A 26,907-nucleotide genomic window follows, 5' to 3' on the forward strand; every position below is an offset into this window, starting at 1 on the left:
GGTGTTCTTCCCGATATCTACACATTCCACCGTTACACCGGGAATTCCAGTCTCCCCTACCGCACTCCAGTCCGCCCGTACCCGGCGCCGATCCACCGTTAAGCGATGGACTTTCACACCAGACGCGACGAACCGCCTACGAGCTCTTTACGCCCAATAAATCCGGATAACGCTTGCACCCTACGTATTACCGCGGCTGCTGGCACGTAGTTAGCCGGTGCTTATTCGAAAGGTACACTCACTCTCGCTTGCTCCCAATCAAAAGCGGTTTACAACCCGAAGGCCGTCATCCCGCACGCGGCGTCGCTGCATCAGGCTTGCGCCCATTGTGCAATATTCCCCACTGCTGCCTCCCGTAGGAGTCTGGGCCGTATCTCAGTCCCAATGTGGCCGGTCGCCCTCTCAGGCCGGCTACCCGTCGAAGCCTTGGCAGGCCATCACCCCGCCAACAAGCTGATAGGACGCGACCCCATCCCATGCCGGTAAACCCTTTCCCACACCATCATGCGATGATGCGGAGCATCCGGCATTACCACCCGTTTCCAGGAGCTATTCCGAAGCATGGGGCAGGTTGGTCACGCATTACTCACCCGTTCGCCACTCTCACCACCAAGCAAGCTTGGCGGATCCCGTTCGACTTGCATGTGTTAAGCACGCCGCCAGCGTTCATCCTGAGCCAGAATCAAACCCTCCACAAAAAAACCATGAAGAAGCCGAAACGACTCACATCAATAATTGACGGGCCAGCTTCCATAAGGAGGAAACCAACCCACGAAAAACCCCGACACCAATTACACGCTCCCACGAAACCCCAAAACAAGGAAGGCATCGGACTGGCAATCAAAAAGCTATAAGTAGCACAAACACGCTCTTGAGTTCTCAAACCACCACCACACCAACAGCTCCAAGCCCTCCGAAGAGTTCTCATCACTGCCGGGCAGCAAGAAGTAAACTTACACGAAGTTACGTTGTCCCGCAAATTGGCATGAGAAAATATCGAAGGAACCCAATGATTCCGGGGATTCTACGGCGTGTCGATTTCCATCGACATAGTCCCCGTTTCATCGACCTTCGTCAATCCAGGAACCCCGCACACTCTCCAGCGAGGCTCAAACCAATATCTTCCAATGGCTCATATTAGTAGTTTTCGTCGCGCGCAGCATGTATTTCCACCATGCGAATGGGTACAAGCGGCAGAGCAACCCTTGCTTATCAATAAAGCGTTACAGGCAGATGGCTTTAACCGTTGCTGTGAACCGTTCTGGTTCATCCCACTGCGGGCAGTGTCCTGACCGGTCAAAGCGGATAAACCGATGTGGGCTCTTCAACCCATCTGCAAACCGCTCAACCAGAGTGCCTGGCTGGTGACGGTCATACTTGCCGCTGATGAAATATACCGGTGCCCCGAAAGAAGTCTGCCTGCTGAAATCAACCTGCTCCAGCTCAGCATCCAAGCGAGCGCGGGATTGAGCCACCCCCTTGGCGTGGTTGAGCAGACGCGACCAGTTGTAATAGGGCGAGCGCAGGTAAGTCATGATCCGTCCCAGGGATCCGAACAGCATGGCAGCCCCGCCACGAGACAACAACTCATTGATCATCAGCACCATGTCAGCGGTTCCGCTCTCCCGGCTGACGACCGAACCGAGCCGGGGACCCAAATTCTGTTGCCCCCAATGCCGTCTTAGCCGAAGAGCGGCGCGCATGCTGACAACCTGCCCAAGGCCGATGTAGCAACGAACAAGCGAGGGATAGCGCTTCACCATCTCCAGCCCTAGGACGCTACCCCAGGAATGACCGATGAGAATCAGAGAATCCTGCCCGTAGGCTCGAAGAAGCTTTAGCACGAACTGGTGAACATCTTCGACCATCGAATCGATGGTCACCGCCTCGCCAGGGGCAAAAGGATGATAGGACAGACCGCTGCCCCGCTGGTCCAGGTTGATGAAGCGGAAATCGCGCTCCAAGGCCGCGTTGTAGCGCATGGTCAGCGGAATGCAGGCATCGCCCGGGCCACCATGGAGGTAAAGGATAATAGGGGTACGGTGAGGAGCTGGATTCATCGAGAAGACAAGGCGTGTACCTCTAATCCACGTCCAATACAAACGTGAATGCGTGGAACACTGAGGATGAGCACAGCTTCTGCCTTGGGCCATAATGGAATTCTATCGGAAAACAGACCACACGAACTGCTTATCCGTATGCTGAAGCGAGCAAGAGAGCAGGCCCGGGTATTCCTACAGCATCACAATAAAGGTCATACGGCACTCACCAAACCCAACGGCGTAAGCGTCCTTTCCCTTGGAGCGGCAAAGTAGTGGCCCGGCATGGTGAGTTAATTGCTCAGCATCGTGGGGCTACTGACGACCAATTAGACTGCCAATACCAGTGGGGACAGTTGATCTTGCCATTTATGAAGTAAGAGCGAATAAGAGCTGCCTCTTCTTTCTCGATTCCATCCAGCTTCACTTTGACAGATCAGACGGCTTAATCGACAATTCATGATATTTGTTTGAGACATTTCACACCCCTTGTCATAGTGAAAAAAGACAGGTGATAAAGACCAAGGTTGCTCCTTATCAAACACGAGCGCATGGCCTTTGTCCGCTTGTTTCAAGCAAAAGATAACAAGGAGAGACAAGAACCGTGTTGCAAATCAATATGGCCGATGTCGTTGCCGTTATGCATTCACTGGTACCTTATCTGTCGGTTGCCGGTGTACTGCTCCTTTTGGCACTGATCATCACTATCGCAGTAAATAGGAAAACCGTCGGGGACATCAAGACTAGGAAGATCATTCATTCCGAATCATGGATCATCGCCCTAATTGGCTCGGTCGTAGCCATATCAATGATGCTGGAAGGCCCCATGGCCACGCTTCTGAACAACGCCACGGCATCTAAGCATGAGCTGACTAAGCAAACCATAGCTGAAGCCACCAAGCTGGCTGAGAAAGCACAGGGTGAAGGCATCACCATGTTGCAGAATCAGGACTCTAATCTTCCTCTTAAGACAAAGAAAATCAATGTTTTCGGATGGGCATCGACCAACCCGGTTTACGGCGGCAGCGGATCGGGATCTATCTCCGATCAATACCCGAAAGTCTCCCTTCTGGAGGGCCTCCACCAGGCCGGCCTTGAAACCAACAAACAGGTAACCAAGTTCTACAAAGATTACAAAAGCGCCCGGCCCGAAGTGGGCATGTTCGGACAGGATTGGAGCCTTCCTGAACCACCGGCATCTCAGTATCCCCAATCACTGATGCAAAATGCCAAAAGCTTCTCCGATCAGGCCATTGTCGTCCTGGCCCGTACAGGCGGTGAGGGTGCCGACCTCCCCACCAATGTCAAAGGTGAGGATATGAAGCATAAGGGTAGGAAGATCAACTTCACTGATAACACCAAGGAGTACGAAGACTTCAAATTCGGCGATCATATTCTCCAGCTGGACCAGTCTGAGAGAGATATGATCAACATGGTCACCAAAAACTTCCAGCATGTGACTCTAATCTACAACGGGGCGAACGCCTTCCAGATGGATTTCCTGGATTCCTACCCGCAGATCAAGTCGGTGCTCTGGTGCCCCCCTGCCGGCCAGAGCGGCTTCAAGGCGCTTGGCCGAGTCCTCACGGGCAAAATCAACCCTTCAGGTCGTACCTCGGACACCTTCTTGAAAGATCTAACCAAGTCAAATTCATACAATAATTTCGGCTTTTTCGAGTATCACAACACTTCTGAATTTAATCAGAACATAGTTGATTTTCGCGGCAAAAAGAAAGAGGTGAAGCCCCACTTCGTCAACTACACGGAGGGAATCTACGTCGGCTACCGCTTCTATGAAACGGCTGCCAAGGAAGGCCTGATCAATTACGACAATATGGTCAAGTTCCCCTTCGGGTTCGGACTCTCCTATACCCAGTTCAAACAGGAAATGGGACCAATCAAGCACGAAAAAGGAAAAATCTCGTTCGATGTGACAGTCACCAATACCGGCTCACAGGCAGGCAAAGATGTAGTCGAAATCTACTACGAACCCCCATATACTGACGGCGGCATCGAGAAGGCCTCCACCAATCTTGTAGCATTCGACAAGACCAATCTGCTGAAGCCCGGTGATTCGCAGAAGGTGCATATCGCTTTTAATGACTCTGATATGGCATCTTACGATTACCTGCACGCCAAGGCATATGTGCTCGAGGCAGGTGACTATGCCATACGTCTTCAATCCGACTCCCACACTGCGATTGACTCCAAAACTGTCAAGATAGCCGAGGCCATAACATACAACCGAAAGGACCAGACCCACAACGGTGACAAAATCCCTGCCACCAATATATTCGACGACGCTGAGGGAGAGAATATAACCTACCTCTCCCGGGCCAATCACTTTGCTAACTATGGTCAGGCCACAGCAGCTCCCACCAACTTCACCATGAGTGACGCGACCAAGGCGCGATTCAGCAACAACGGGACCTACAAGCCAACCGATCACGATCGAAATTCCGACAAGATGCCGAAGATGGGTGCCGACAACGGCATACGCCTGGCTTCCTTGAGGGGCAAATCTTATGAAGACCCACTGTGGGAGAAGCTTCTCAATCAGCTGACCTTCTCGCAAATGGATGACTTGATAGCCAACAGCGGGTACACCACACCAGAGATCTCCTCTATCGGGAAGGTCAAGACCTCCGAGGCCGACGGGCCTGCAGCTTTGATCAATAACTTCACCAAAGTCAGCTCAATCGGTTTCCCGGCCTCTACTTCCTTCGCCTGCTCCTGGAATAGAGCTCTGGCGAAGGAATATGGCAAGATCATCGGCAAAATGGCGCAGGAAATGCATGTGAATGGCTGGTATGCCCCAGCCATGAACATTCACCGCAGCCCCTTCAGCGGCCGCAGCTTCGAGTACTTCTCCGAGGATCCTCTCATAGCTGGCACAATGGCGGCCAATGAGATATCCGGCGCACAATCCAAGGGCGTCTATGCTTTCATGAAGCACTTCGCCCTCAATGAGCAGGAGAGCAACAAATCTCAGATGCTCTGCACTTGGGCCAACGAACAATCCATGCGTGAGATATTCCTTAAGCCTTTCGAGATGAGCGTGAAACAAGGAAAAGCCAAAGCTGCCATGACATCCTTCAACTATGTGGGGCCTACGTACGCCGGAGCCAACCCCACTCTCTTGACAACCTTACTAAGGCAAGAATGGGGATTCCAAGGATTCACCATCACGGATTACTTTGGCGGCAATGGGTATATGAACGCCGACCAGATAATCCGTGCCGGTGGCGATGCCATGCTTGCTACTACTAAGATCACCAATCATGTGACCGACAAGTCCGCAACCTCCGTTAATGCCATGCGGCAGGCCTGCCACAATATCCTCTTCACCTCGGTGAATGGGTGGGCCTATGCCAATGGAGAGCCGAAGGCAGAGCTACCCTCCTGGAAGATAGCTATGCGTGTAGTCTGGGTGATCACAGCCATCCTCGCTGCCTTGGCGGAGTACATGACCATAAGGCGATTCATCAAGAGAAGGAAGGCCTGACTACTACTGTGCCATCCAAGTCAACTCTTGGCGGGCAGAGATTAATCACTGCTATGTCTTGAAATCTGAGCAGCAAGAAGAACGGTGCACCGTATCTTTGGTGCACCGTTTTTTATAATCGGTATTTGCAAGACAAGGGAAAGAATCTTCACTTCATCAAGCCGTCATGGGCATTACGTCCTGGCATTCTTATTCAGAAAATACCAAAGCTAAGCCTTTGTACAATTTTGACCTTTCCCATACGTCAGTTCATTAGCTTTGGCGGAGCCACAACCCGAATTGGCAATTTCCAAAACCGGAAAACAAAATATCACGTGATAGCGCACAAATGCGGGTTTCCCAAACCGGTAATAAAAACGCTGAAACTGAAGCATCAAGCAGAAAAGAAGCCTTAGGGCACAATTCGTTCTTAACGACTGTTAAAAGCAGGTCATACAGGTGCGCCCAGTTGGATTTGATCCGCTGACTGATCAAACTAAGTCATCGAGCCCTGGACCCTTACACTATTGTACTTTGACTCTTTCGCCGCTCTTCGGTTCCCTGCAGTGATCCGGGTTGATTTTTTATCGTGGCCTCGTCTTTGAGATAAGGAAGATAGTGGCTGAGGTCAACCTCCAAAAGAAGCCAGAATTAGACGCCTATAGACCGATAAGAGACTATTTATGCGCCCGATAAAACAGATTAGGAACAGGGTTGTGCCCTTGAAGGCATAGTCGCTGATAATACAAACGAAGCAGAACCGAGCCATTATCAGAAAACTTCGGTGTTTTCTGAACCTGAAGAGAACTTCGAGATAGGTCTTGACCTCTCTGGGAGACTGGCCGGTTAGCCACCGAAGAAGTCGTGGAGAGGGAACACCATGGAAGTCGAGGATCTGACAGTTCTGGAACGGGCATCGCTGCTCTCCGGAAAATCCACTTGGGCGACCCGTGCCCTGAAGAGGGCGGGCATCCCGAGCATGGTCCTGAGCGATGGCCCGCACGGCCTGCGCCGCCAGACCGGATCAGGGGACAACCTGGGCATGGGCAAATCCAAGCCCGCCACCTGCTTCCCCACAGCCGGCACCGTGGCCTGCTCCTGGGACCCGGAGCTGGCCAAGACCATGGGCCAGGCGCTGGGTAGCGAGGCCAGAAGCCTGGGCGTCAATATGGTTCTTGGTCCGGGCATGAACATCAAGCGCAACCCACTGTGCGGCAGAAACTTTGAATACTATTCCGAAGACCCCCAAGTGGCTGGTCGTATGGCTGCAGGCCTCATAGAAGGCATCCAGTCCCAGGGCGTGGCCGCCACCCCCAAGCACTTCGCCATGAACAGCCAGGAGCTGCGCCGCCAGGCATCCGATTCCGTGGTGGATGAGCGCACCATGCGTGAACTCTATCTGACCGGATTCGAGATCGCTGTGCGTCAGGCCCGTCCCTGGGCCATCATGACCTCATACAACATGGTCAACGGCACCTATGCCAACGAGAATTCCCACCTGCTCAAGGACATCCTGCGCAAGGAGTGGGGCTTCGACGGAATGGTGGTCTCGGATTGGGGCGGCTCCAACAGTGCGGTCGCCGCAGCCGCCAATGGCTCCTCCCTGGAAATGCCCCAGGCCGGATACGACTCTGTCCGCCAGATAGCCAAGGCAGTGCAGGAAGGCCGCCTGGACGAGGCCGACCTGAATGCCCGAGCAGAAGAGGTGGCCCGACTGGCCAAACTTACCTATCACTCCGACATGGACCTCGATGGGAACCTGACCGCAGACCAGATACGGGACCACCATCAGGTGGCAAGGAGCATTGCAGAGGGATCCGCCGTTCTTCTGGTCAATCGGGAGGGACGCCTGCCACTGGCCGCCGGCACACGGGTCGCCCTGGTCGGCGACATGGCCGAGACTCCAAGATTCCAAGGATCTGGGTCCTCAAAGGTCAACGCGGCCAAGCAGGAGAGCATGCTGGACCTGCTCAAGCAGGGCAACGGCGACGGCCTAGAGCTGGCCTCCTACAGTCAAGGATATGAACGCCATGGCGAGAAGAACCAATCTTTGATCGACCAGGCCGTCGCTGCGGCCGACCAGGCTGATGTAATCGTTGCCTGCGTGGGCCTGGACGAGCGCAGCGAATCCGAGGGCCTGGACCGTTCCCACATGGACATTCCCAGCAACCAGGTCGACCTGATCAAGGCCTTGGGTGCGACGGACAAGCCTTTGGTGGTCGTCCTGGTGGCGGGCTCCCCTGTCACCACCAACTGGATCGATCAGTGCGATGCCGTCCTCTACATAGGACTGTCCGGACAGGCTGGAGCATCAGCCACCCTGAACATCCTGACGGGCCGGGTCAACCCCTCCGGCCACCTGGCGGAAACCTGGCCCAAGTCCTATGCCGACTGCCCCAGCGCTGACTGGTACCCCGACCCTGCGCACGAGTCGATTTACCGGGAGGGCCCATTCGTCGGCTACCGTTACTACCTGACTGCAGGCGTAGAGGAACGCTTCCCCTTCGGATACGGCCTGTCTTACGCACACTTCACTTACGCAGATCTGTCCGTGGACGACAAGGGAGCAACCTTCACCCTGACCAATGACTCGGACAGGCAGGGGGCCACCGTTCCCCAGCTCTACGTCCAGGCACCCAAGGGTGGCGTGCTCAGGCCAGTCCGCGAACTGAAAGGCTTCAAGAAGGTCAGCCTGGAAGCCGGTCAATCAACCCGTGTCCGTATCGACTTCGACCAGACGACCTTCCGGCACTTCGACACAGCCAGCAACTCCTGGCAGGTCGAGTCCGGCTACTGGACCATCATGATCGGATCCGACGCCCGCAAGATGGAGCTGAGCGGACATCTAACCGTCCAGGGCACCGTCGACCCGCAGAGTCCCGACCCTGCCCTGGGCGCCTACCTGACCGGCCGGGTCAAGGAAGTCGACGATGACGCTATGACAGCGCTCTTCGGTCACCCGGTGGTTCGACAGGGCATCGTCAACTCCTTCGGCGTCAACGATCCGCTCTCGTCCTGGAAGGACTCCAGAAGCGCCCTGGCCAGGTTCGTGGCCAACTTCCTGGCCAAGAACGAGAGCCGCCACGAGACCAAGACCGGCAACCCCGACCTGAACACCCTCTTCCTGCTCAACATGCCCCCCAGGGCCATGGCCAAGATGACCAACGGGCTGATTGACACGGCCATGGTCGAGGCCATCGTGCGCATTCCTAATGGCCACCTATGGCGGGGACTGGGCGGATTCATCGCCGGATTCTTCAGGAACATGTCCGCCAACCGCCGGACCGGAAAGGAGCTCAATCATGAGTGATCAGCACAGCCAGCAGGCCGGACAGCCGACTCAGGGGAAAGCGACGACGACATCACAGTGGGCGATCGTCCGCTGGTGGCGGCGGTTCAGCGACCGGCACACCACCCTGGCCCAGTTCATCGTCTTCTTCATCCTATCCAACGGGGTCACCGTCCTGCAGCTGGTGCTCATGCCCGTGCTCAAGGCCATCTTCAACGGCACCTCCCTTGTGGGCACCAACTTCCAGATCTGGCGCATGGGGACCGTCGGTGGCAAACCCTACTATCTCTTCGACTATGCGGCCGGGTCGATTGGCCACGGCGGCGGGGGCGGCCTGGCCTACTTCCTCGCAGTGGAGATCACCCTGCTGATTGCCCAGATCATCAACTTCTTCCTCCAGCGCAACATCACCTTCAAGTCCAACTCCTCGGTCTGGAAGGCGGCCTTCTGGTACCTGGTGGCCTATGTGATCATCACCATCATCGCGGCGGCGCTGCAGGGTTGGTACAAGGACCCCATCTACAGCTTCTTCCAGCACACTCTGAACTGGGGCAGCCTTGGGACCACTGTTGCTGACCTGGTCACCATGATCATCAACTCGGCCATCTCCTTCTGGGTCTTCTTCCCCATCTTCAAGGTCATCTTCCGTCAGGAGCCCACCGAATCTCAGGCGAGCGCCCAATAAAATTCCGGCCCCACTCCCCCGACTGCCAATGAACCGGCATGCATCGGCGACCAGAGGGGCGGGGCCTTTTCCTCAAACCCATCATGTACAGTGGTCGCAACGGCCGTCGGCGGGATTACGGCAACTCCGCCGGCATACCCGCTGACCCATCCTTTTGCGAAGTGATCGTTCATGACAATCGACCGACCGGCCTCCACAAGCCCGCCCGTTCTCACCTTTATCGTCCCCGCCTATAACATGGCCCAGCATCTGCCGACCTGCCTGGATTCGCTCCTGAGCCAGGAGAAGGACGATCTGGAAGTCATCGTGGTCGACGACGGGTCCACCGATGCCACAGCGCAGGTGGTGCAGTCATATCAGGCACGCCATCCGCACACCGTCCGTCTGATCACCCAGACCAACAAGGGCCATGGTGGCGCAGTCAACACCGGCCTGGCAGCCGCCCGAGGCTGCTACGTCAAAGTGGTCGATGCCGATGACTGGGTGGACCCGACATCACTGAGTCTGGTCCTGGACCAGTTGTGCGACCAATCGCGACGTACGAATCCGGTGGACATGGTGGTCACCAACTACGTCTATGAAAAAGAAGGCCGCAAGCATAAGCGGGTCATCAACTTCCGCAGCGTCATGGATCCGGGGCAGGTGCTGGACTGGAACCATCTACGGCGGTTCGGGCTGGCCCAGTACATGATCATGCATGCCCTGATCCTGCGCACCGAGGTACTCCGCCAGGCCCGCACCCGCCTGCCCGAGCACACCTACTATGTGGACTTCATCTACTCCTATCAGCCCCTGCCCTGGGTGCGCACCCTGCTCTACCTGGACACGAATTTCTACCGCTATCACACCGGTCGCCAGGGCCAGTCAGTACAGACCTCGATCATGATCGCCCGGGTCTCACAACTGTTGCTGGTCAACAGGCTCATGGCCGACTCCACGCCTGACCCGGGGACGGTCCCCCGTGGACTTTATCGTTATATGATCCACTATCTGTCCATCAACTGCGTGGTGACCTCGGTCTTTCTGATCCTCTCTCGCAAGCCCAGCAACTACAGGAACAAGGACATGCTCTGGAGCAGGCTGGAGCACCGCTCCCCTGCCATCGCCTCCGATGTCCGCTCCACCCTGCTCTGCCGGATGATCAACATGCCGGGCAGGCCGGGCCGCCTGGCCATTCGTCTGGGCTACAAGGCCGCCGAAGCAGCCATGGGCTTCAACTGATCGCCCTCCCTCGGCAGTAGCACGCAGAGGCTGAACCAGTGATGCTCGGTGCGCAGGGTCATCTCCCCTTGGTAGCGGTGGGCTATGTGCCGGATGGACTTGACACCATACCCATGCAGACCATCGTCGGTCCTGGTCTTGGTGGTGGCCAGCTCGCCATTGCCTTTCCAATTCAGGGGCGAGGCGAAATAGTTTTCGATGCGAATCACCACGAATTGTCCCCGGGCGTACAGGGCCACCTTGATCAGGCGGCGGTCAGGCTCCTTGACCTTTCTCAAAGCCTCGATGGCATTGTCCAAGGCGTTGCCGAAAAGGGTGGAGATATCCATGGGCGACATCCCCTCCAGGAGCGAGCCGTCGGCCACCATGGTCAGGGTGATCCCCTCTTCGGAGCAGATGCGCTCCTTGGTGGACATGACCACGTCCAGGATGGGGTTGCCGGTGTGCTGCTGCGACCCATACCGTCCGACCGCAGCCTCCAGCTCCTCGAAGTCCTGCGACTTGCGCTCAGGGTCCATCTGCGAGCGCAGGGCGGCGATCTGATGCTTGAGGTCGTGGGCGAGCCTGCCCATAGCCTCAAGATTCTCCTTGGAGCGCATATACTCCCGATGCTGGCTGTATGCGCGGGCATTGATGGAGGCCAACTCGGCGCTGGTATGGCTTTCCCGCAGCTGCTCCTGCTGGGCGTAGAGCATGGCGAACCCGCACAGGTCCACCAGAGTGCGGATATAGAAGACCTCCAGGCCAACCCGACCGGAGAAGGGGGTATTGGTGGAGACAAAGCTCAGGTTGGACATGGCGAAGGTGACCACTGCGATAACCGCGGCTATGAAGACGCTGCGTCCAGGCACGGAAGGCTGGGCATCGGCGAAGTTGCGCCGCTCCGCCACCCAGGCCAACAGCCCTACGCCGCCGTAGATCAACACCAGCAGAATCAGTGAGGCTGGGTCGTACAGGCTGTGACTCGAGGGACGCATGAAGGAGTCCAGCTGCCAATGCAGGGAGGCGATCAGCTCAGCCAGGACGAAGGCGCGGGCCAGCAGATAGGCCCCATCCAGCGCACCCAACCCTGAAGCCAGCATAATGATGGCGTACATGCAGACCACAGCCAGGCACATGCTGATGATCCAGAAGGCGATAGGCAGGGTGCCAGCCCAGTACTGAACCACGATCAGCACAGCCAGACCAGGCAGAAGGACCGCCACCATCCGCAACCGAGAGATCCTCGGCCCGATGGCCAACAGGTAGACCAGGCAACCCAGCCACTCGCTGATGGCTGTATAGAGCCGGGGGATGTCAGGGAGGGCATTGAGGATGTGGGTGGTGGTCATGGCCGACCTGCCACGTAAGCGGTAAGAGCCGTCATAAAGGACTTCTTGCGGGGCCGGCTGACCCGCAGCCGCTGACCGGTAGACATAATGCAGTCCTGGTCTTCCATGCCCGTCACATGGGCCAAATTGACCAGGTAACAGGAGTTGGAGCGGAAGAATCCCCGCTGGTCCAGCTGGCCCTCCAGACTTTTCAGCGTGCTGTTCGTGGTAAGCGAGGAATCCAAGGTGTGGATGACGCTGCTGTGGCGGACGGATTCGATGAAGACGATGTCCTTGAGGGGAATTCTGGTGGATCGGGCGCCCTCGGTAATCAGGATGGACAGGTCCACGCGGCCGCGCACCTGGGCAATGGACCGGTCCAGCTCCTGGGAGAAAGCGAACCAGGGCAGTGGTTTGAGCAGGTAGGAGAGGGCACCCACTTCATAGCCGTTGATGGCGTACTGGGGAGCGGAAGTTATGAAGACGATGACCACCGACTCGTCACGGGCACGCACCCTGTGGGCCACTTCAATCCCGTCCATGGGGGTCATCTGAATGTCCAGAAGAAGGATGTCATACACAGGCCGATAACCATCTGCAAAAGCCTTGCCATCGGTGAAAACGCTGACCGTCAGTTCCTCCTGACGTTCCTTGCGGTAGCGGCTCAGGTAATTGACCATGGTTCGACAGCTGATGGAATCGTCATCCACCACTGCGATTCTGATCATCCTGGTGCACACTCCTTACCCCGTCGGCCAAGGACCTATGGCCGCCGTTATCACCGTTCTTCTATGATATCGGAGATGTCCGCATGGCAGACCGCGCTTGCCGGAAGCCGAACTCGGACAAGCTTGGTTTAAACTGTTCGCTTTTTGCCTTGCGAATCAATTCTCACTTGTGGACGGGAACGATTAGAGTCGAAACATGTCTACCTTCGCACCCTCTTCATCCTGGAAACCCTCCACCTGGCTGGCCCGCCTGATGCTGCTGATGGCCGCAGCCGCCTGGGGAGCCGGATACACCTTCGAAAAGGTTGCCATGGAGACTCTGACCGTACGCTGGCTGATGGGCATTCGCATCCTCTGTGCCATTGCCATCATGACACCCTTTTTGCTGCCACGGCTGCGTAGAACCGGGGCCATACACACCTTGGTACCGGGGCTGATTCTGGGGGTCAGCTACTGGGCGGCCTTCAGCCTGCAGATGATGGGGCTGACCACCATCGCTCCGGGCCGCAACTCCTTCCTGACGGCAACCTACTGCATCTTTGTGCCCTTCCTGGTCTGGATCATGGCCCGTCGACGACCGGCCCTGCGCCACTTCGTCGCGGCTGCCATCTGCATCCTGGGTGTGGCTCTGATCTCACTGCCAGCCCATGGCGGGGGACAGGGGCTGTCTTTGAGCACTGGTGACCTGCTGACCCTGGCCGGCGCGCTGCTCTATGGGGTCAACCTGGTGATCACCGGGTTTTTGACCAAGAAGTTCGATGCCCCCACACTGACATACCTGGAGCTACTGTTCGGCGGTATCCTCTTTCTGGTCTGCGCGCTGATCTTCGATCCCTTGCCCAGTGCGGCCGACTTCACACCATCGACCTTGGGCTCAATGATTTATCTGACACTGATTTCGACGCTCATGGCACAGAACTTCCAGAACATCGCTTTTTCCAGGGTCCCCGCCGCCCAAGGTTCACTAATCCTATGTTCAGAGAGCTTATTCGGCATGCTGGTCTCGGTCCTAGTCCTGCACGAGGAGCTGACAGCCACCCATCTGCTGGGCTTCGCCATCATCTTCACCGCCATCATCCTGTCCGAGGTCAGGCTTCACCCCCGCCGGTCATCGGCGGATTCCTCTGCACCTGTGTCTTCCTCCCGGTAGGCTGTCCCAGGCAAGAGGTCGTAGGGCATCTGCCGCTTGATCAGATAGAAGACCAGCAGGAGCAGGGCCAGGATGCGCGTTGCAATCTGAACGTTGCCGGTCCATGGGCCGAAGACAGCCAGGATAATCGCGGTTCTGAACAGATAGAAGAGGAAGCGGGGCCAGCCATGCCGCTGCTTGGTCTCGACGGTCATGTGGGTGAAGGTGGCGCCCAGTGTCCGTCCCCTACGGGGCAGGGGGATGAGTAGTTCAAAGATCAGCAGCATGACCAGATCCACCACAGTCCCGAACACGTCCAGAGCGGAGGGGGCGATCAGCAGCCCACCAAAGCGGTAGTGGCCATCCAGTTGGTAGGTACCCAGGCGATGGACCGCATAGGTCACGCCCATCCCCAGGGACATGGACAGGATGGTGGCCAGGAGCAGATCCAGAGCCAGGGAGACGGCACGGTGTATGAACCCGGGGTTGGTTACCAGCTGGGCGGCGTCAGCCTGACGGGTGGGAATGAGTTTGTTGGCAACCATGGCCACCAGATAGCCGATTATTGCGCCAGAAGTGTTCCAAATCAGGTCGTCCACGTCGAAGAGACGGTAGGCACAGCCGACGATGCCGAAGACCCCGGTCAGCTGGGCCGTTTCGATGAAGAGGGAGACCAGGAGGGCTACCGGCAGGGCCAGGATGAAGCGCCAGCGGAAGACTCGACCCATGATGAAGCCCAGGGGCAGGAAGAAGGCCACATTGAGCAGGATCTGCAGCATGGCCATCCGACCGCCTGTGCTCAGGTCGGTCAGGAACTGCAGGGGGTTGAGCTGGGGGCTCAGATGATGGGTGGCGCAGAAGGCGGCACGGTCGTCGGGCATAGGCCAGAGGGTGAAGAAGACCAAGGCCAGCAGGTATAAGACAGTCAGGTAGGCCGCCATGGCTGCTGTCAACCGGAGCCGGTGATACCGGTTGTAGATCAGGGCAAGAATGGGCAGGGTCAGAATCAGCGAGGCCAAGGGCCAAAAGACCAGAGATATGCCAAAGGAGCCGCTGAAGTAGTCCAAGTATGTCGAGAGCACAAATCCAGTCTAAATCGCCCTCGGGCCTATCGACCGATTGACTGCGCCGACCAGGAGCTCAGTCGTCGCCCAAGGTCACGTGGATGCCGCCTACCAAGGAACTGACCAGGTTGTAGAGGAAGGCGAAAATGGTGACCAGAACCACTACTATGACAATCTCGAAAATGGAGAAGATGGTCACCGAACTCAGGACCGTCCCCAGGCTCAGCACCTGGCCCAGATCGAAGCCGCCCGCGTCCAGGCCCGTTTTGGAGATGACCTGAGTCAGGTTGTCAAAGAGCCCCATGGCGTTGAGCAGGAACCAGAGCAGGGCAGCAGCCACCACCTGAATGATGCCCCCGGCGATGGCCAACAGGAAGGTGACCTTGGCCACCGACCAGGGCTCCAACCGGGTCAGGGACAGCTGCATGCGCCGGGCCCGAGGCACATGAGGACGCGCCGCCGAAGCCGAAGCCGCAGGCCGAACAGGACGGGATGAGGATACCTTGACCGGACCGGCAGCCGAAGCTGTGGTTCTTGCGGAACGTCCCGATGCCGTCCTGCCGGCTGCAGGAGCCGGGGGAGTGGCCGATGCAGTTCGACGGGACTCGCCCTGTGCGGATTCATCAGCCTTGGTCTTCCCCTTTTGGGACTTACCAGCACCCTGCTTGCCGGCCTTGACCTGTTTCTGATCATCCTGGCTCATCGGCACTCCTTGATCCTTGCGTTCAATAGCCCGCGCATACCGCCGCTGGGCCTGCATGACTTCTTACGAGGCTACCAGTCTTGTCAGACTGGTAGCGGACCAACTCAATCCTCCTGGGTCAGGCTCTGACCGTCGCCGGTTCCGGTGGTGGCGATGGGCTGATCCTTGGCTGCCAGGGAAGCGGCGGGAGCCAGATCGGTCTGATCTGCATCCTCTTCCTGGTCGTCACGTTCAGCATTGCGGGCGATGGAGAGAATCTCATCACCCTTGTCGGGCTTGGCCAGGGTGACTCCCTGGGTGTTGCGACCGGTCCGCTTGATCTCGGCCACATCGGAGCGGATGACCTTGCCGGACTTCATGATGGCCATGATCTGGTCGTCCTCATTCACCACCAGGGCACCGACCAGGGATCCCCGGCCCTCCACCATGGCGATGGCCTTGACACCGTAGCCGTTGCGACCCTGCAAGCGGTACTCACTCAGAGCGGTCCGCTTGGCAAAACCCTCATCAGTGACCACCAGCAGATCATCTTCAGACTCCTTGGCGATCACGTCCATACTCAGCAGTTCGTCGCCTGGGCGGAACCGCATGCCCTGGACACCAGCGGTCTGCCGTCCCATGGGCCGCAGGGTGGAGTCGTCCGCCGAGAAGCGCACGCTCATGCCCTTGCGGGAGACCAGGATGATTTCGTCATCGGCATTGCAGAGTGCTGCACCCACCAACTCATCGCTCTGGGGCACCTCCTGTCCCTCCTCGTCGGTGACGGTGCCCAGCTCCATCAGTCGCACGGCGATCAGACCGCCCTGACGGGGCGAATCATACTCGTCCAGGCGGGTCTTCTTGACCCGTCCCGTCCGCGTGGCCAATACCAGATAGTCCGCATCGTCGTAGCCGTGCAGGGAAAGGACCTGTTCAATCCGCTCGCCTTGACCCAACTGAAGCAGGTTGGCTACATGCTGTCCCTTGGAGTCGCGGGAGCCCTCAGGCAGCTCATAAGCCTTGAGCCGGTACACCCGGCCCTTGTTGGTGAAGAAGAGCAGCCAGTTGTGGGTGCTGGTCAGGAAGAAGTGGTCCACCACGTCGTCCTCACGCAGCCTGGCCCCGCGGATGCCCTTGCCGCCGCGGTGCTGGGCCCGGTACTCGTCGGCCTTGGTCCGCTTGACGAAGCCGGAGTGGGTGACGGTGACCACGACCTGTTCGTCGGCGATCAGATCCTCCACGTTCATCTCACCCGAGTAGGGGACGATTCGGGTGCGCCGCTCGTCGCCGTACTTGTCGACGATCTCGTCCAGCTCATCACCCACGATGGTGCGCTGCCGCTCGGGGTGGGCCAGGATGTCGTTGTAGTCGGCGATCTTGCGCATGAGATCCTCGTGCTCGTCCAAGATCTTCTGCCGTTCCAAGGCAGCCAGACGACGCAGCTGCATGGCCAGGATGGCATCGGCCTGGACCTCGTCCACGTCCAGCAGCTCCATCAGGCCAGTGCGTGCGGCCTCCACGTCCTTGGAGGCGCGAATCAGGGCAATGACCTGGTCAATCATATCCAAGGCCTTCAGATACCCCTGCAGGATATGGTCGCGATCCTCGGCCTCGCGCTTCAGGTAGCGGGTGCGCCGCTCGACCACATCCAGCTGGTGGTCCACCCAGTGGCGGATGAAGGCGTCCAGACTCAGGGTCCGGGGGACTCCGTCCACCAGGGCCAGCATGTTGGCCCCGAAGGTCTGCTGAAGCTGGGTGTGCTTGTAAAGGTTGTTGAGAACCACCTTGGGCACGGCATCGCGCTTGAGCACCAGGACCAGGCGCTGGCCGGTGCGGCCCGAGGTCTCATCGCGCATGTCGGCAATGCCCTGGATCTTGCCGTCGCGCACGGCCTCGCGGATGGAGGAGGCCAGCCGGTCAGGGTTGACCTGGTAGGGCAGCTCGGTGACCACCAGGCACATCCGTCCGCGGATCTCCTCGGTGTTGACCACGGCCCGCATGGTGATCAGGCCTCGTCCGGTCCGGTAGGCCTGCTCGATGCCCTTGTGCCCAAGAATGGTAGCACCGGTGGGGAAGTCAGGCCCCTTGATGATGGCGATCAGGGCGTTGAGCAGTTCCTCCTTGGAAGCTTCGGGATGCTCCAGGGCCCAGTGCACACCCTTGGATACCTCGCGCAGGTTGTGCGGAGGAATGTTGGTGGCCATGCCCACTGCGATGCCGGCTGATCCGTTGACCAGCAGGTTGGGGAAGCGGGAGGGCAGAACCGTGGGCTCCTGGGTCTTACCGTCATAATTGGGGATGAAGTCGACCGTATCCTTGTCGATGTCGCGCACCATCTCCATGGCCAGGGGAGCCATGCGGCACTCGGTGTACCTCATGGCGGCTGCCGGGTCGTCGCCGGGGGATCCGAAGTTGCCTTGGCCGTCCACCAGCGGGTAGCGCATGGACCAGGACTGTGCCAAGCGCACGATGGTGTCATAGATGGCCGCATCGCCATGGGGGTGGTACTTGCCCATGACGTCACCCACCACACGCGAGCACTTGTTGTAGCCACGGTCGGGCCGGTATCCGCCGTCATACATGGCGTAGATGACCCTACGATGGACCGGCTTCATGCCGTCGCGGACATCGGGCAGTGCCCGCTCCACAATTACGGACAGGGCATAGGACAGGTAGGATTCCCGCATCTCCTGCTGGAGGTCAATGGGCTGAATCCGCTCGCCCTTAAGGAGGCCATAATCGGTGTTGTCCATCTCTTGTGGGCTGAGTGGCTCTCGAGACCCGTCGGGCAGGTTGAGGCCGTCCTGGTCCGGACTGTTATCGTTGTTGTTATCGTCTGCCAAAATCGATCCTTAGCTCAAATAGTGAAAGGGGAAGGCGTCCGTCTCAGGCGTCAATGAAACGGGCGTCGTGGGCATTGCGCTGGATGAACAGACGCCGGGGTTCGACCTCGTCACCCATGAGCATGGTGAAGGTCTCGTCGGCCTGCTCAGCGTCATCGATGCGGATCTTCTTGAGGATGCGATGCTCCGGGTCCATGGTGGTCTCCCAGAGCTCCTGGTAGCTCATCTCGCCCAGACCCTTGTAGCGCTGGATTCCTTCGCCCTTGGGCAGCTGCCGACCTGAGGCCTTGCCCTCGGCCAGAACCCTGTCGCGCTCGGCGTCGGTGTAGACGAAGCTGTGGGGACCCTTGGTCCATTTGAGCCGGTAGAGCGGAGGCATGGCCACGTAGACGTAGCCGGCCTCGATCATGGGCCGCATGTAGCGGAAGAAGAGGGTCAGGTTCAGGGTGGCGATGTGGGCGCCGTCCACATCGGCGTCGGCCATGATGATGACCTTGTGGTAGCGCACTTTGTCGATGTTAAAGTCCTCGCCGTACCCTCCTCCTACAGCGGTAATCAGGGATTCGATGGTGTCGGACTTCATCATACGGTCCAGGCTGGCCCGCTCCGTATTGAGGATCTTGCCACGCAGGGGCAAAATCGCCTGGGTCATAGGGTTGCGCCCCTGTATGGCCGAGCCGCCTGCTGAGTCACCCTCCACGATGAACAGCTCACACTCTTCGGGGTCGCTGGACTGGCAGTCCTTGAGCTTGTCGGGCATGCCGGCCGTCTCGAAGATGGACTTACGACGGGTGTTCTCGCGGGCCTTCTTGGCCGCGATCCTGGCGCGGGAGGCCTCCATGGCCTTCTGGATGATGGCCTTGGCCTCGCCTGGGTGGGCGTCGAACCAGTCACTCAGCCTCTCGGTCATGACCCGCTGGACGAAGGTCTTGGCCTCGGAGTTGCCCAGCTTGGTCTTGGTCTGGCCTTCGAACTGCGGGTTGGTCAACTTGACGGAAACCACAGCGGTCAGCCCCTCGCGCACGTCGTCGCCAGAGAGGTTATCGTCCTTGTCTTTGAGGATGTTCTTGTCCCTGGCGTAGCGGTTGATCATGCTGGTCAGAGCCGCGCGGAATCCCTCTTCGTGGGTGCCGCCCTCAGTGGTCGCGATGGTGTTGGCGAAGGTGTGGACCGACTCCGAGTAGGCGGTGGTCCACTGCATGGCCACCTCGGCGGAGATGCCCAGCTTCAGATCCTCGGCCTCGAAGTCGATGACCTCGGCCTCCACAGGCGTGGCCTTCCTGACCTTGACCAGATAGTCCACATAGTCCTTGATGCCGTTGGCATACTGGTAGCTGACGGACTGGCCCTTCTGCTCAGGGGTCTGCTCCTCGCCAGCCACCTCGTCGCCGGCCTGGTCGTTGGGACGCAGGTCGGTCAGGGTGATTCTCAGGCCCTTGTTGAGGAAGGCCATCTGCTGGAAACGGCTGCGCAGGGTCTCGAAGTCATAGACCGTGGTCTCGAAGATTTTGGGATCGGCCCAGAAGGTCACCGAGGTGCCGGTGCTCTCATCCGGCCCCATGGCTTGGTCCTTGGACAGGGGAGCGGTCGGCTTCTGGTTACGGAAGTTCTGATGCCAGTGGTAGCCCTGTCGACGCACTTGGACGTCGATTCGGGTGGACAGGGCGTTCACCACGGAGATGCCCACGCCGTGCAGACCGCCCGAGACCGCGTAGCCGCCGCCTCCGAACTTGCCGCCGGCATGCAGCTTGGTCATGACCACCTCGACGCCGCTCTTGCCCTCGCCTGGCACCTCGTCCACAGGAATGCCGCGGCCGTTGTCGTCCACACGGATACCGTTGTCGGGCAGGATGGTGACTTCAATATGGTCGGCATACCCGGCCAAAGCCTCGTCGACCGAGTTGTCGACGATCTCGTAGACCAGATGGTGCAGGCCCCTGGGGCCCGTCGAGCCGATGTACATGCCGGGACGGACGCGGACCGCCTCCAGCCCCTCTAGCACCTTCAGATCGCTGGCATCATAGTGCTCGGGTGAAAGCGAATCATCCAGCTGCGCATCGTCCAGCTGATCCAGCTGATCCTGGCCCGTCATGCCATCATCCTGAGGCTTGTCCTCCTCGTTTTCCCGGCCCTCTTGCGGGGTCCGGGACGGGTCAGTATTGAGATCTGCCACGGATAGTCCTTTCTGCACCCCCATCGTCGGCCACTGACGACAAAGCAGCTTCCGTTCGTGGTCGAGCGGGGGATTGACTCATGGTCACCAGGTTCCAAATCGTCCATAAAGGGGCCTTGGAAGCGTTTGACCCTATAACCTATAGAATACCAGCGCTATGGGACTTTAGGCTTACAGAAAGCTGGGAAGACGGTATTCGCAGATTATGGGTTCACCCGTAGGTGTCGCGCACGCCTCGGCCGGGCGGATCGAACCGCGAACGGCGAAAGCTGTAGTTGTGGGGGCCAGTCACCCGAATCTGTCTGACCGGCATGCCCAGCCGCTTGGCAATGGTCGCTTTGAGCTGGGGGACCAGGTAGGTCAGCTGAGTGGCCCATACCGTGGTCTGCGCCTGGATGATCAGCACGCCCTCCTGGTAGGAGACCACTCTCGAATGGGCGGCGATGCCGGGTCCAACTACACCGTCCCACTGGTTGCGCAACCGAGCAACCTTCAGATGACTGGTCCACCCGCTCCCAGCAGCAAGGCTGGTCACCACACCTCCCAGTTTGGCTGGGTCGCGGCCCGGCTTGCCAAATGCATACCAGGCCTTACGGGAGTTGTCCTCCCGCTGCCGACGAGTGGCCGCCCGTCGCGTGCAGCCCTCGAAGACCAGGGCCGGCAATCGACGCTGATCCAGGTGCAGAGTCTCAACCATGGGGGCCTTCATGACAGGTCGTTCCCCTCCGGCCCATCCGGCATATCCGAGTCCTCATGAGCCGTCCCTCTGGTTCGACGCAGGTCCTGCATGGCACTGGCAATGGCTGGATCCTGGGCAGCCGGATCAGATGGCTGCACAGGCCTCAGTCGGGACACATCCACCAGCCTGGCACCCTGCAGGGAGGGAATATCGCTGTCGGCGGCCACGGTGATCAGCACCTGGCTCTGCTGACGGGCAAAATCCAGAATCTGATCCCTACGGCCCCGATCCAATTGGGCGAAGACATCATCCAGAATGACGATGGGCTCCAGGGCGCGACGATCCTTGACCACCTGCAGCAGAGCCAGCCGCAAAGCCAGGGCCAGGGTCCACATCTCACCGTTGGAGGCGAACTCCCGAGCAGGCATGCCGTTGAGGGTGAAGACCAAATCATCGCGCTGAGGACCGATCAGATTAGTGCCCCGGGCCACTTCTCCCGGGTAGATCCGCTGAAAGTGACGGCTGACGGCTTCGGCGACCTCTGGACCGGTCTGCCTATCGGGTCCGATTTCCTCCAGGGATGGCTGGTAAGTCAATCGAGCATCCTGATCAGGGCCTGCAAGCCGACCATACAAATCGCTGAAGGGCTGGTCCAGAGCCTCTACCAGAGCCGCTCGTCGTCGGCTCAGATCCAGCCCGGTGCGAATAAACTGCCCAGTCCAGACCTCAAGGCCGGAAAGGGCGGCGTCATGCCCATCACCCGAGGGATCATAGCCCGCCTGGGAGAGCTGCTTGAGCAGGGCGGCGCGCTGCTTGGCCACATGACGAAAATCCTGCCGGACCTGGAAGTAGTCGACATCGAGCTGGCTGCCGGCCTGGTCCAGCACGGCCCGCCTGGCCGCCGGCTCTCCGGAGACCATCAGCTGATCCTCAGGGCTGAAGGTCACACAGGGTACCCGGCCCACCAGGTCACGCTGATAGAGGGAAGGCCCGCCGTTGATTCTTCCCCGGTTGGCTCCCTTGGCGGCAATGGTCAGCTCATAGTCGGTAGCGGTCCCGTCCTGCTCCAGCCTGGCCCTTATGGTGGCCTTGGACTGCCCACGTTCTACCAGGGGTAGTGAAGATGAAGTCCTATGGCTGCCGCCGGTGGACAGGACCTCGACGGCCTCGACCAGGTTGGTCTTGCCCAGACCGTTGCGCCCCTCCAGAATGGTGACTCCAGGCTCCAGATCGAGGACACAATGCTCCCAGGAACGGAAGTGATCCAGAACCAGACGAGAGATGTGCACGACGATCGTTCCTCGAACCTACCCGGATGTCAGTTGTTGAAACGCATGGGCACCAGCAGGTAACGGTAATCCATGGACTCCTCGGAATCCTGCTCCTGCTGGCCGTTGAATTCCACAGCCTTGACTGCCGAAGTCATCTTGATGCGGACATAGGGCTCGGCGATGGCACCCAGCCCGTCAATCAGATAGTTCGGATTGAAGGCCACCGTGATGTCTTCCCCGTCCAGATCCGCCTGCAGAACCTCATGTGCCTGTGCTTCGTCAGCCGTGCCGGCACTCAGGGTCACCTCGTTGCCGGAAAAGACCATACGGATAGGGGCGTTGCGTTCGGCTACCAGGGCTACACGCTTGATGGCATCGATCAGATCCTGCCGGGCGATGACCGCCTGGATGGGGTATTCGTCCGAAAAGAGACGATCCACGGCCGGGAATTCCCCATCAATCAGCTGGGTGGTGGATATTTTGCCAGCGTTTTCCACGCCCATGATGGTGGGGTTGTCAGCCTCGTAATCCATGGTCACGTTCTGGTGCTCATCCAAAGAACGGGCGATGTCTCGCAGCAGGGAGCCGCGGATCAGCATGGAGGTGGAAAAATCGGCGTCACGAGGAGTCCAGGTGAAGCTCGAACGGGACAATCTGAAACGGTCGGTGGCGGTCATGACCACCTTGTCCCCAGTGATTTCGGTTTTGACGCTGGTCAGGACCGGCCGGCTCTCTTCCCTGGAAACAGCGACGATGGACTGGGAGATGGACTGGATAAAGGTCTCAGCATCCACCTGGCCCATAGGTTCAGGGACAGCAGGGAGGTCGGGATACTCGCTGTCAGGCATCAGTTGCAGAGAAAAAGTGGATTTGCCTGAGGTGATGGTCATCTTGGATCCCTCGGTTGACAGATAAGTCTTCTCTGATGGTAGTGATTTGGTGATGTCTGCCAACAGTTTGCCTAGCACTAGAGCTGTTCCGGATTCATCGATGCCTGCTTCTATGTGGTTTCTTGCCGAAACTTCGTAATCGAAAGCGGAAAGCTTCAATGTTCCATCAGAGGCTTCCATCCTGATTCCTGCCAGAATCGGCGAAGCTGGTCGGGAAGGGATGATGCGGGTGGTCCAGGCCACTGCATCCGAGAGTGCGGATGAATTCACTTCTACTTTCATGGGAGCCTTCTTGTTGACGAATGAACTGGATTCATTCTATCGAATGGCTCAGGTGATGTGGTTGGAACAAGCAGATGTGATTGAGTGTGAAGGCGGTTATTGCATAAATATACATAGAGTCATCGTAATAAGCTCGGTGGATGGTGTGGATAAGTTCTCAAATCCTTGCAACGAAGTGGATAGACCTCAATCAGACGGTGTGGATAAGCGGTGAAATCGATGTGAATAAGAAGCCAAGTTATCCACAAGGTTGTATTTTTGCTGGGTTATCCACAAAAGAGGTGCAGTTATTCGCTGAGAATACACCACTTATCCACGGAAAACCGGTGTGTTATTCCCAAGGTTTGCCCACATCCGGGGATAAGTAGGTGGATATCTTTTTCTGTCGGTCCACAACAGTGTCTGCGTGTCGCATCAATTTTGGGGCTGCTTGAGCCGGACCGTAAGCTCCATGACATAGTTGTAAATCTCTCGCTTTTCCTGCATCTCATTGGAGATACGAGTGTAGGCGTGCATGACTGTGGTGTGATCGCGGCCGCCAAAGACCTCGCCGATGTCGACCAAGGACATGCTGGTCATTTCCCGGGCCAGATACATGGCGATCTGTCGGGCTAGGGCGATGTTTTTGGTGCGCGTACGGCCGACGATATCGTCGAAGGTCAGATGGAAGTACTTGGCTACTTGGGAGATGATGTCAGTGGGCTTGATTTCCACGTCCGTAGAGAAGAAGTCTTGCAGGGTCTGTTCGGCCAGGGCCGTAGTGACCGGCTGATTATTGAGGCTGGCTACGGCCGTGACACGGGTCAGAGCACCCTCAAGCTCTCGGATGTTTTCGGTGAAGCGTTCCGCGATCAGATCCAGAACCTCGTTGGGGATACTGACTCCGTTCATGGAAGCCATCATTCTCAGGATGGCCACCCGTGTCTCCCGATCTGGCGGCTTGACGTCTACAGTCAGTCCCGAATCGAAACGCGAGATCAGTCGCGATTCGAAGCCCTTCAGATTCTTGGGGGCCACGTCCGAGGCGATGACGATGCGCTTGTTGGCGTCATGCAGGGCATTAAAGGTGTGGAAGAACTGGTCCAGGGTGGCTTCCTTGCCCCCTAGAAATTGGATGTCATCGATAAGGAGCACATCCACCTGCCGGTAGCGGCGATTGAATTCTGCGATCTGACCCGATCCCTGGGTGGAGTTCTGCAGGGCGTCGATGAATTCGTTGGTGAATTCCTCCGAGTTGACGTATCGGACCTTGAGCGAGGGATCCTTGACCAGGGCATAGTTGCCGATGGCGTTGAGCAGATGGGTCTTGCCCAGACCTGAGCTGCCGTAAATACACAGGGGGTTGAAATCCTGACCTGATCCTTCGGCCACGGCCAAGGCCACGGTCCGCGCGAATCGGTTGGAATCGCCCGGGACGAAGGTGTCGAAGGTGGCGTTCTTGTTCAGGTGAGTCTGTGGGTCGCGCTCCACCCGGTTCTGGTTCATGGGGAAGCGGGGCACGGTGAAGGCGGGCCGGGATGTGGCTCTTTCTGTCTCGCTCTGCCGATCGGTATTACCGCCTGCCGTTGGCCTTACCACGGAGGAGGGTTCGGATAGCTCGGCCTGCATATCCAAGGTCATGGGCACATAGGTGCCCTCGTGGAAGTCATTAGCGGAGACAATCGGGGACTTGGATGTTCCAGGATTCTCGGCCCGCCAGTCCGAGTGGACCTCTGAGCTGGGGGATCGGTCGGTGCCGGCCTGACGCTGGTAGTCGTCATAGGGATCCTGAGCAGGACTGGGGACTTGGCGGAACTCGCCACTGCCCGGTGCGGTGCCAGCCATGGCGGATGCGCGGTGGTCATTCTGCTGATCGGCAGCCTTCTGCTTGGCCATCTGCTCTGGATAGACGATTTTAATGGCCGGGAACATTTCCTGATTGGTGACCAGCTGCAGTGCATTTAAGACGGGCTGGCTGAGCGGTCCCTGCACAGCCTCCTGAGTTGCCTTGGAGGAGACCCGCAAAACGATGGTGGTGCCGAAAACCGCTTCGGGGGTGATGTCCTCCAGCCAGCCCTTGTCCCTGGAGGTCAGTGAACTGCTATAGCGGAGCACCTGCAGGACCGAATCCCAGATTCTCTTGGCCTGGGCAGCGGCATCCAGCGGATCCTGCGCCATCAGTGTGCTCCTCTCTTCTTGACGACTGATTGTCCCGGTCTTTTTGCTTCTCTCAAATTCGACAGTAGCCCATTGTTACACCGACTTTGCGCGGTTATCCACAGGATAGCGTGTTGTATCTGCGATGAATGTGAATAACAGTGATGTAATTTGTGGATAAGTGAGGAGGCCCTTTTCCTGCTATGACAGGGTTTGCGGAGGGCATGAAGCGGTCCCAATCAGCTGGGTGGTGGAAGCTCGTTTGACTCCGTCCCGGCTCATGTGTACCGTGATATAGCTTGACTCATAAAGAGCCGTACTCGAGTATGTCTACACACGGGAGCAACGAATTATGAAGAGGACATTCCAGCCCAACAATCGCCGTCGTCACATGAAGCACGGATTCCGCGCTCGCATGCGCACCCGCTCCGGTCGCGCCCTGATCAACCGCCGCCGGGCCAAGGGCCGTCGGACCCTTTCTGCCTGAGTCGGATCCCGATCCTTTTTCAGAAGGTGGAACGGCTGAGGAGCCACCGGGAGTTCACGGCGGTGCTCAGGCGACGCCATCGGGTCAGCAGCAGGGATCTGGTCATACATTATTTGATACCTGGGCCTGACCGGACGGCGACCCCGTTGCCAACGGCATCGGCTGTGCACGAAGGGCGGCATGACATCCTGCCTGCCGGCAGACGCCGCATGGGGCTCGCTGTATCCAAAAATGTGGGCAAGGCCGTGACCAGAAACAAGGTCAAGCGCAGATTCAGGCAACTTGCGGGATTCAAGGAGGACCTGCTGCCATCCTCCTGTGATCTGGTCATGCGCGCCAAACCCAGCGCTGCTACAGCCACCTACAAGCAGCTGGAGGAGCAAGTGGACAGGCTCTTCCGTGACCTCATGCGTAAGTCCGGAAAGACTGCCGACGGTCTTGATGTACAGGGACAGTCAGGTCCGCAGTTCGCCGGATCCAAGCGTCAACCGGTTCAACAGCTGAAAACCAGTGAA

Annotated in this window: 17 protein-coding genes, 1 rRNA gene and 1 pseudogene; 7 read left to right on the forward strand and 12 right to left on the reverse strand. The window is 58.3% G+C overall.

The features are described 5' to 3' along the window. A 16S ribosomal RNA gene (locus CI603_RS01550) occupies window positions 1–698 on the reverse strand; the annotation flags it as partial. Between the two features lie 525 nt (window positions 699–1,223). Then, window positions 1,224–2,153 (reverse strand): alpha/beta fold hydrolase, encoded by a 930-nt coding sequence (locus CI603_RS01555; RefSeq protein ID WP_121912767.1) that lies wholly within the window; start codon window positions 2,151–2,153, stop codon window positions 1,224–1,226. 490 nt (window positions 2,154–2,643) lie between these two features. On the opposite strand from CI603_RS01555, the gene CI603_RS01560 reads away from it, so the two are divergent. The 4 genes from CI603_RS01560 to CI603_RS01575 all read left to right on the forward strand — a co-directional run bounded on the left by CI603_RS01560 (window position 2,644) and on the right by CI603_RS01575 (window position 10,718). After that, window positions 2,644–5,544: a glycoside hydrolase family 3 N-terminal domain-containing protein gene (locus tag CI603_RS01560; protein WP_121912768.1), complete on the forward strand. Its 2,901-nt coding sequence runs from the start codon at window positions 2,644–2,646 to the stop codon at window positions 5,542–5,544. Window positions 5,545–6,403: 859 nt separating this feature from the next. Next, a complete protein-coding gene (locus tag CI603_RS01565; protein ID WP_121912769.1) occupies window positions 6,404–8,833 on the forward strand; it encodes a glycoside hydrolase family 3 C-terminal domain-containing protein in 2,430 nt (809 codons plus the stop codon). After that, window positions 8,826–9,497: a hypothetical protein gene (locus tag CI603_RS01570; RefSeq protein WP_220702245.1), complete on the forward strand. Its 672-nt coding sequence runs from the start codon at window positions 8,826–8,828 to the stop codon at window positions 9,495–9,497. The genes CI603_RS01565 and CI603_RS01570 overlap by 8 nt, the downstream gene beginning before the upstream one ends. A gap of 171 nt (window positions 9,498–9,668) precedes the next feature. Further along, window positions 9,669–10,718, forward strand: a complete 1,050-nt coding sequence (locus CI603_RS01575; RefSeq protein WP_121912770.1) for a glycosyltransferase family 2 protein — start codon at window positions 9,669–9,671, stop codon at window positions 10,716–10,718. Here CI603_RS01575 and CI603_RS01580 read toward each other — a convergent pair. Further along, complete coding sequence (locus CI603_RS01580; RefSeq protein ID WP_121912771.1) at window positions 10,682–12,049, reverse strand: sensor histidine kinase; 1,368 nt, start codon at window positions 12,047–12,049, stop codon at window positions 10,682–10,684. The genes CI603_RS01575 and CI603_RS01580 overlap by 37 nt on opposite strands. Continuing rightward, window positions 12,046–12,756 (reverse strand): LytTR family DNA-binding domain-containing protein, encoded by a 711-nt coding sequence (locus CI603_RS01585; RefSeq protein WP_046322082.1) that lies wholly within the window; start codon window positions 12,754–12,756, stop codon window positions 12,046–12,048. The genes CI603_RS01580 and CI603_RS01585 overlap by 4 nt, the downstream gene beginning before the upstream one ends. 196 nt (window positions 12,757–12,952) lie before the next feature. On the opposite strand from CI603_RS01585, the gene CI603_RS01590 reads away from it, so the two are divergent. Beyond that, window positions 12,953–13,906 (forward strand): DMT family transporter, encoded by a 954-nt coding sequence (locus CI603_RS01590; protein ID WP_121912772.1) that lies wholly within the window; start codon window positions 12,953–12,955, stop codon window positions 13,904–13,906. Here CI603_RS01590 and CI603_RS01595 read toward each other — a convergent pair. From CI603_RS01595 to dnaA, 8 genes are all read right to left on the reverse strand, one after another. Further along, window positions 13,852–14,967 (reverse strand): VanZ family protein, encoded by a 1,116-nt coding sequence (locus tag CI603_RS01595; RefSeq protein WP_121912773.1) that lies wholly within the window; start codon window positions 14,965–14,967, stop codon window positions 13,852–13,854. The two genes, CI603_RS01590 and CI603_RS01595, sit on opposite strands and share 55 nt — an antisense overlap. A gap of 58 nt (window positions 14,968–15,025) precedes the next feature. After that, entirely contained in the window at window positions 15,026–15,652 is a 627-nt protein-coding gene (locus CI603_RS01600) for a DUF3566 domain-containing protein (protein ID WP_110424635.1), read from the reverse strand. A 104-nt stretch (window positions 15,653–15,756) separates the two neighbouring features. Then, complete coding sequence (gene gyrA / locus CI603_RS01605; protein WP_121912774.1) at window positions 15,757–18,474, reverse strand: DNA gyrase subunit A; 2,718 nt, start codon at window positions 18,472–18,474, stop codon at window positions 15,757–15,759. Window positions 18,475–18,517: 43 nt separating this feature from the next. Next, complete coding sequence (gyrB, locus tag CI603_RS01610) at window positions 18,518–20,566, reverse strand: DNA topoisomerase (ATP-hydrolyzing) subunit B (protein WP_110424643.1); 2,049 nt, start codon at window positions 20,564–20,566, stop codon at window positions 18,518–18,520. 292 nt (window positions 20,567–20,858) lie between these two features. Beyond that, entirely contained in the window at window positions 20,859–21,344 is a 486-nt protein-coding gene (locus tag CI603_RS01615) for a DUF721 domain-containing protein (protein WP_390895321.1), read from the reverse strand. Window positions 21,345–21,352: 8 nt separating this feature from the next. Next, window positions 21,353–22,615 (reverse strand): DNA replication/repair protein RecF, encoded by a 1,263-nt coding sequence (gene recF / locus CI603_RS01620; protein ID WP_121912775.1) that lies wholly within the window; start codon window positions 22,613–22,615, stop codon window positions 21,353–21,355. Window positions 22,616–22,644: 29 nt separating this feature from the next. Further along, on the reverse strand, window positions 22,645–23,769 hold the full coding sequence (gene dnaN / locus CI603_RS01625; RefSeq protein ID WP_121912776.1) for a DNA polymerase III subunit beta: 1,125 nt from the start codon (window positions 23,767–23,769) through the stop codon (window positions 22,645–22,647). A gap of 414 nt (window positions 23,770–24,183) precedes the next feature. Further along, window positions 24,184–25,926 (reverse strand): chromosomal replication initiator protein DnaA, encoded by a 1,743-nt coding sequence (gene dnaA / locus CI603_RS01630; protein WP_121912777.1) that lies wholly within the window; start codon window positions 25,924–25,926, stop codon window positions 24,184–24,186. A gap of 331 nt (window positions 25,927–26,257) precedes the next feature. Here dnaA and rpmH point away from each other — a divergent pair, with 331 nt between their 5' ends. Beyond that, complete coding sequence (rpmH, locus tag CI603_RS01635; RefSeq protein WP_015022700.1) at window positions 26,258–26,392, forward strand: 50S ribosomal protein L34; 135 nt, start codon at window positions 26,258–26,260, stop codon at window positions 26,390–26,392. 26 nt (window positions 26,393–26,418) lie between these two features. Then, a pseudogene (rnpA, locus tag CI603_RS01640) lies at window positions 26,419–26,811 on the forward strand (ribonuclease P protein component); the annotation flags it as partial. Window positions 26,812–26,907 lie beyond the last annotated feature (96 nt).

It is taken from the genome of Bifidobacterium sp. wkB338, assembly GCF_003688325.1.
Taxonomy (GTDB): Bacteria; Actinomycetota; Actinomycetes; order Actinomycetales; family Bifidobacteriaceae; genus Bombiscardovia; species Bombiscardovia polysaccharolytica.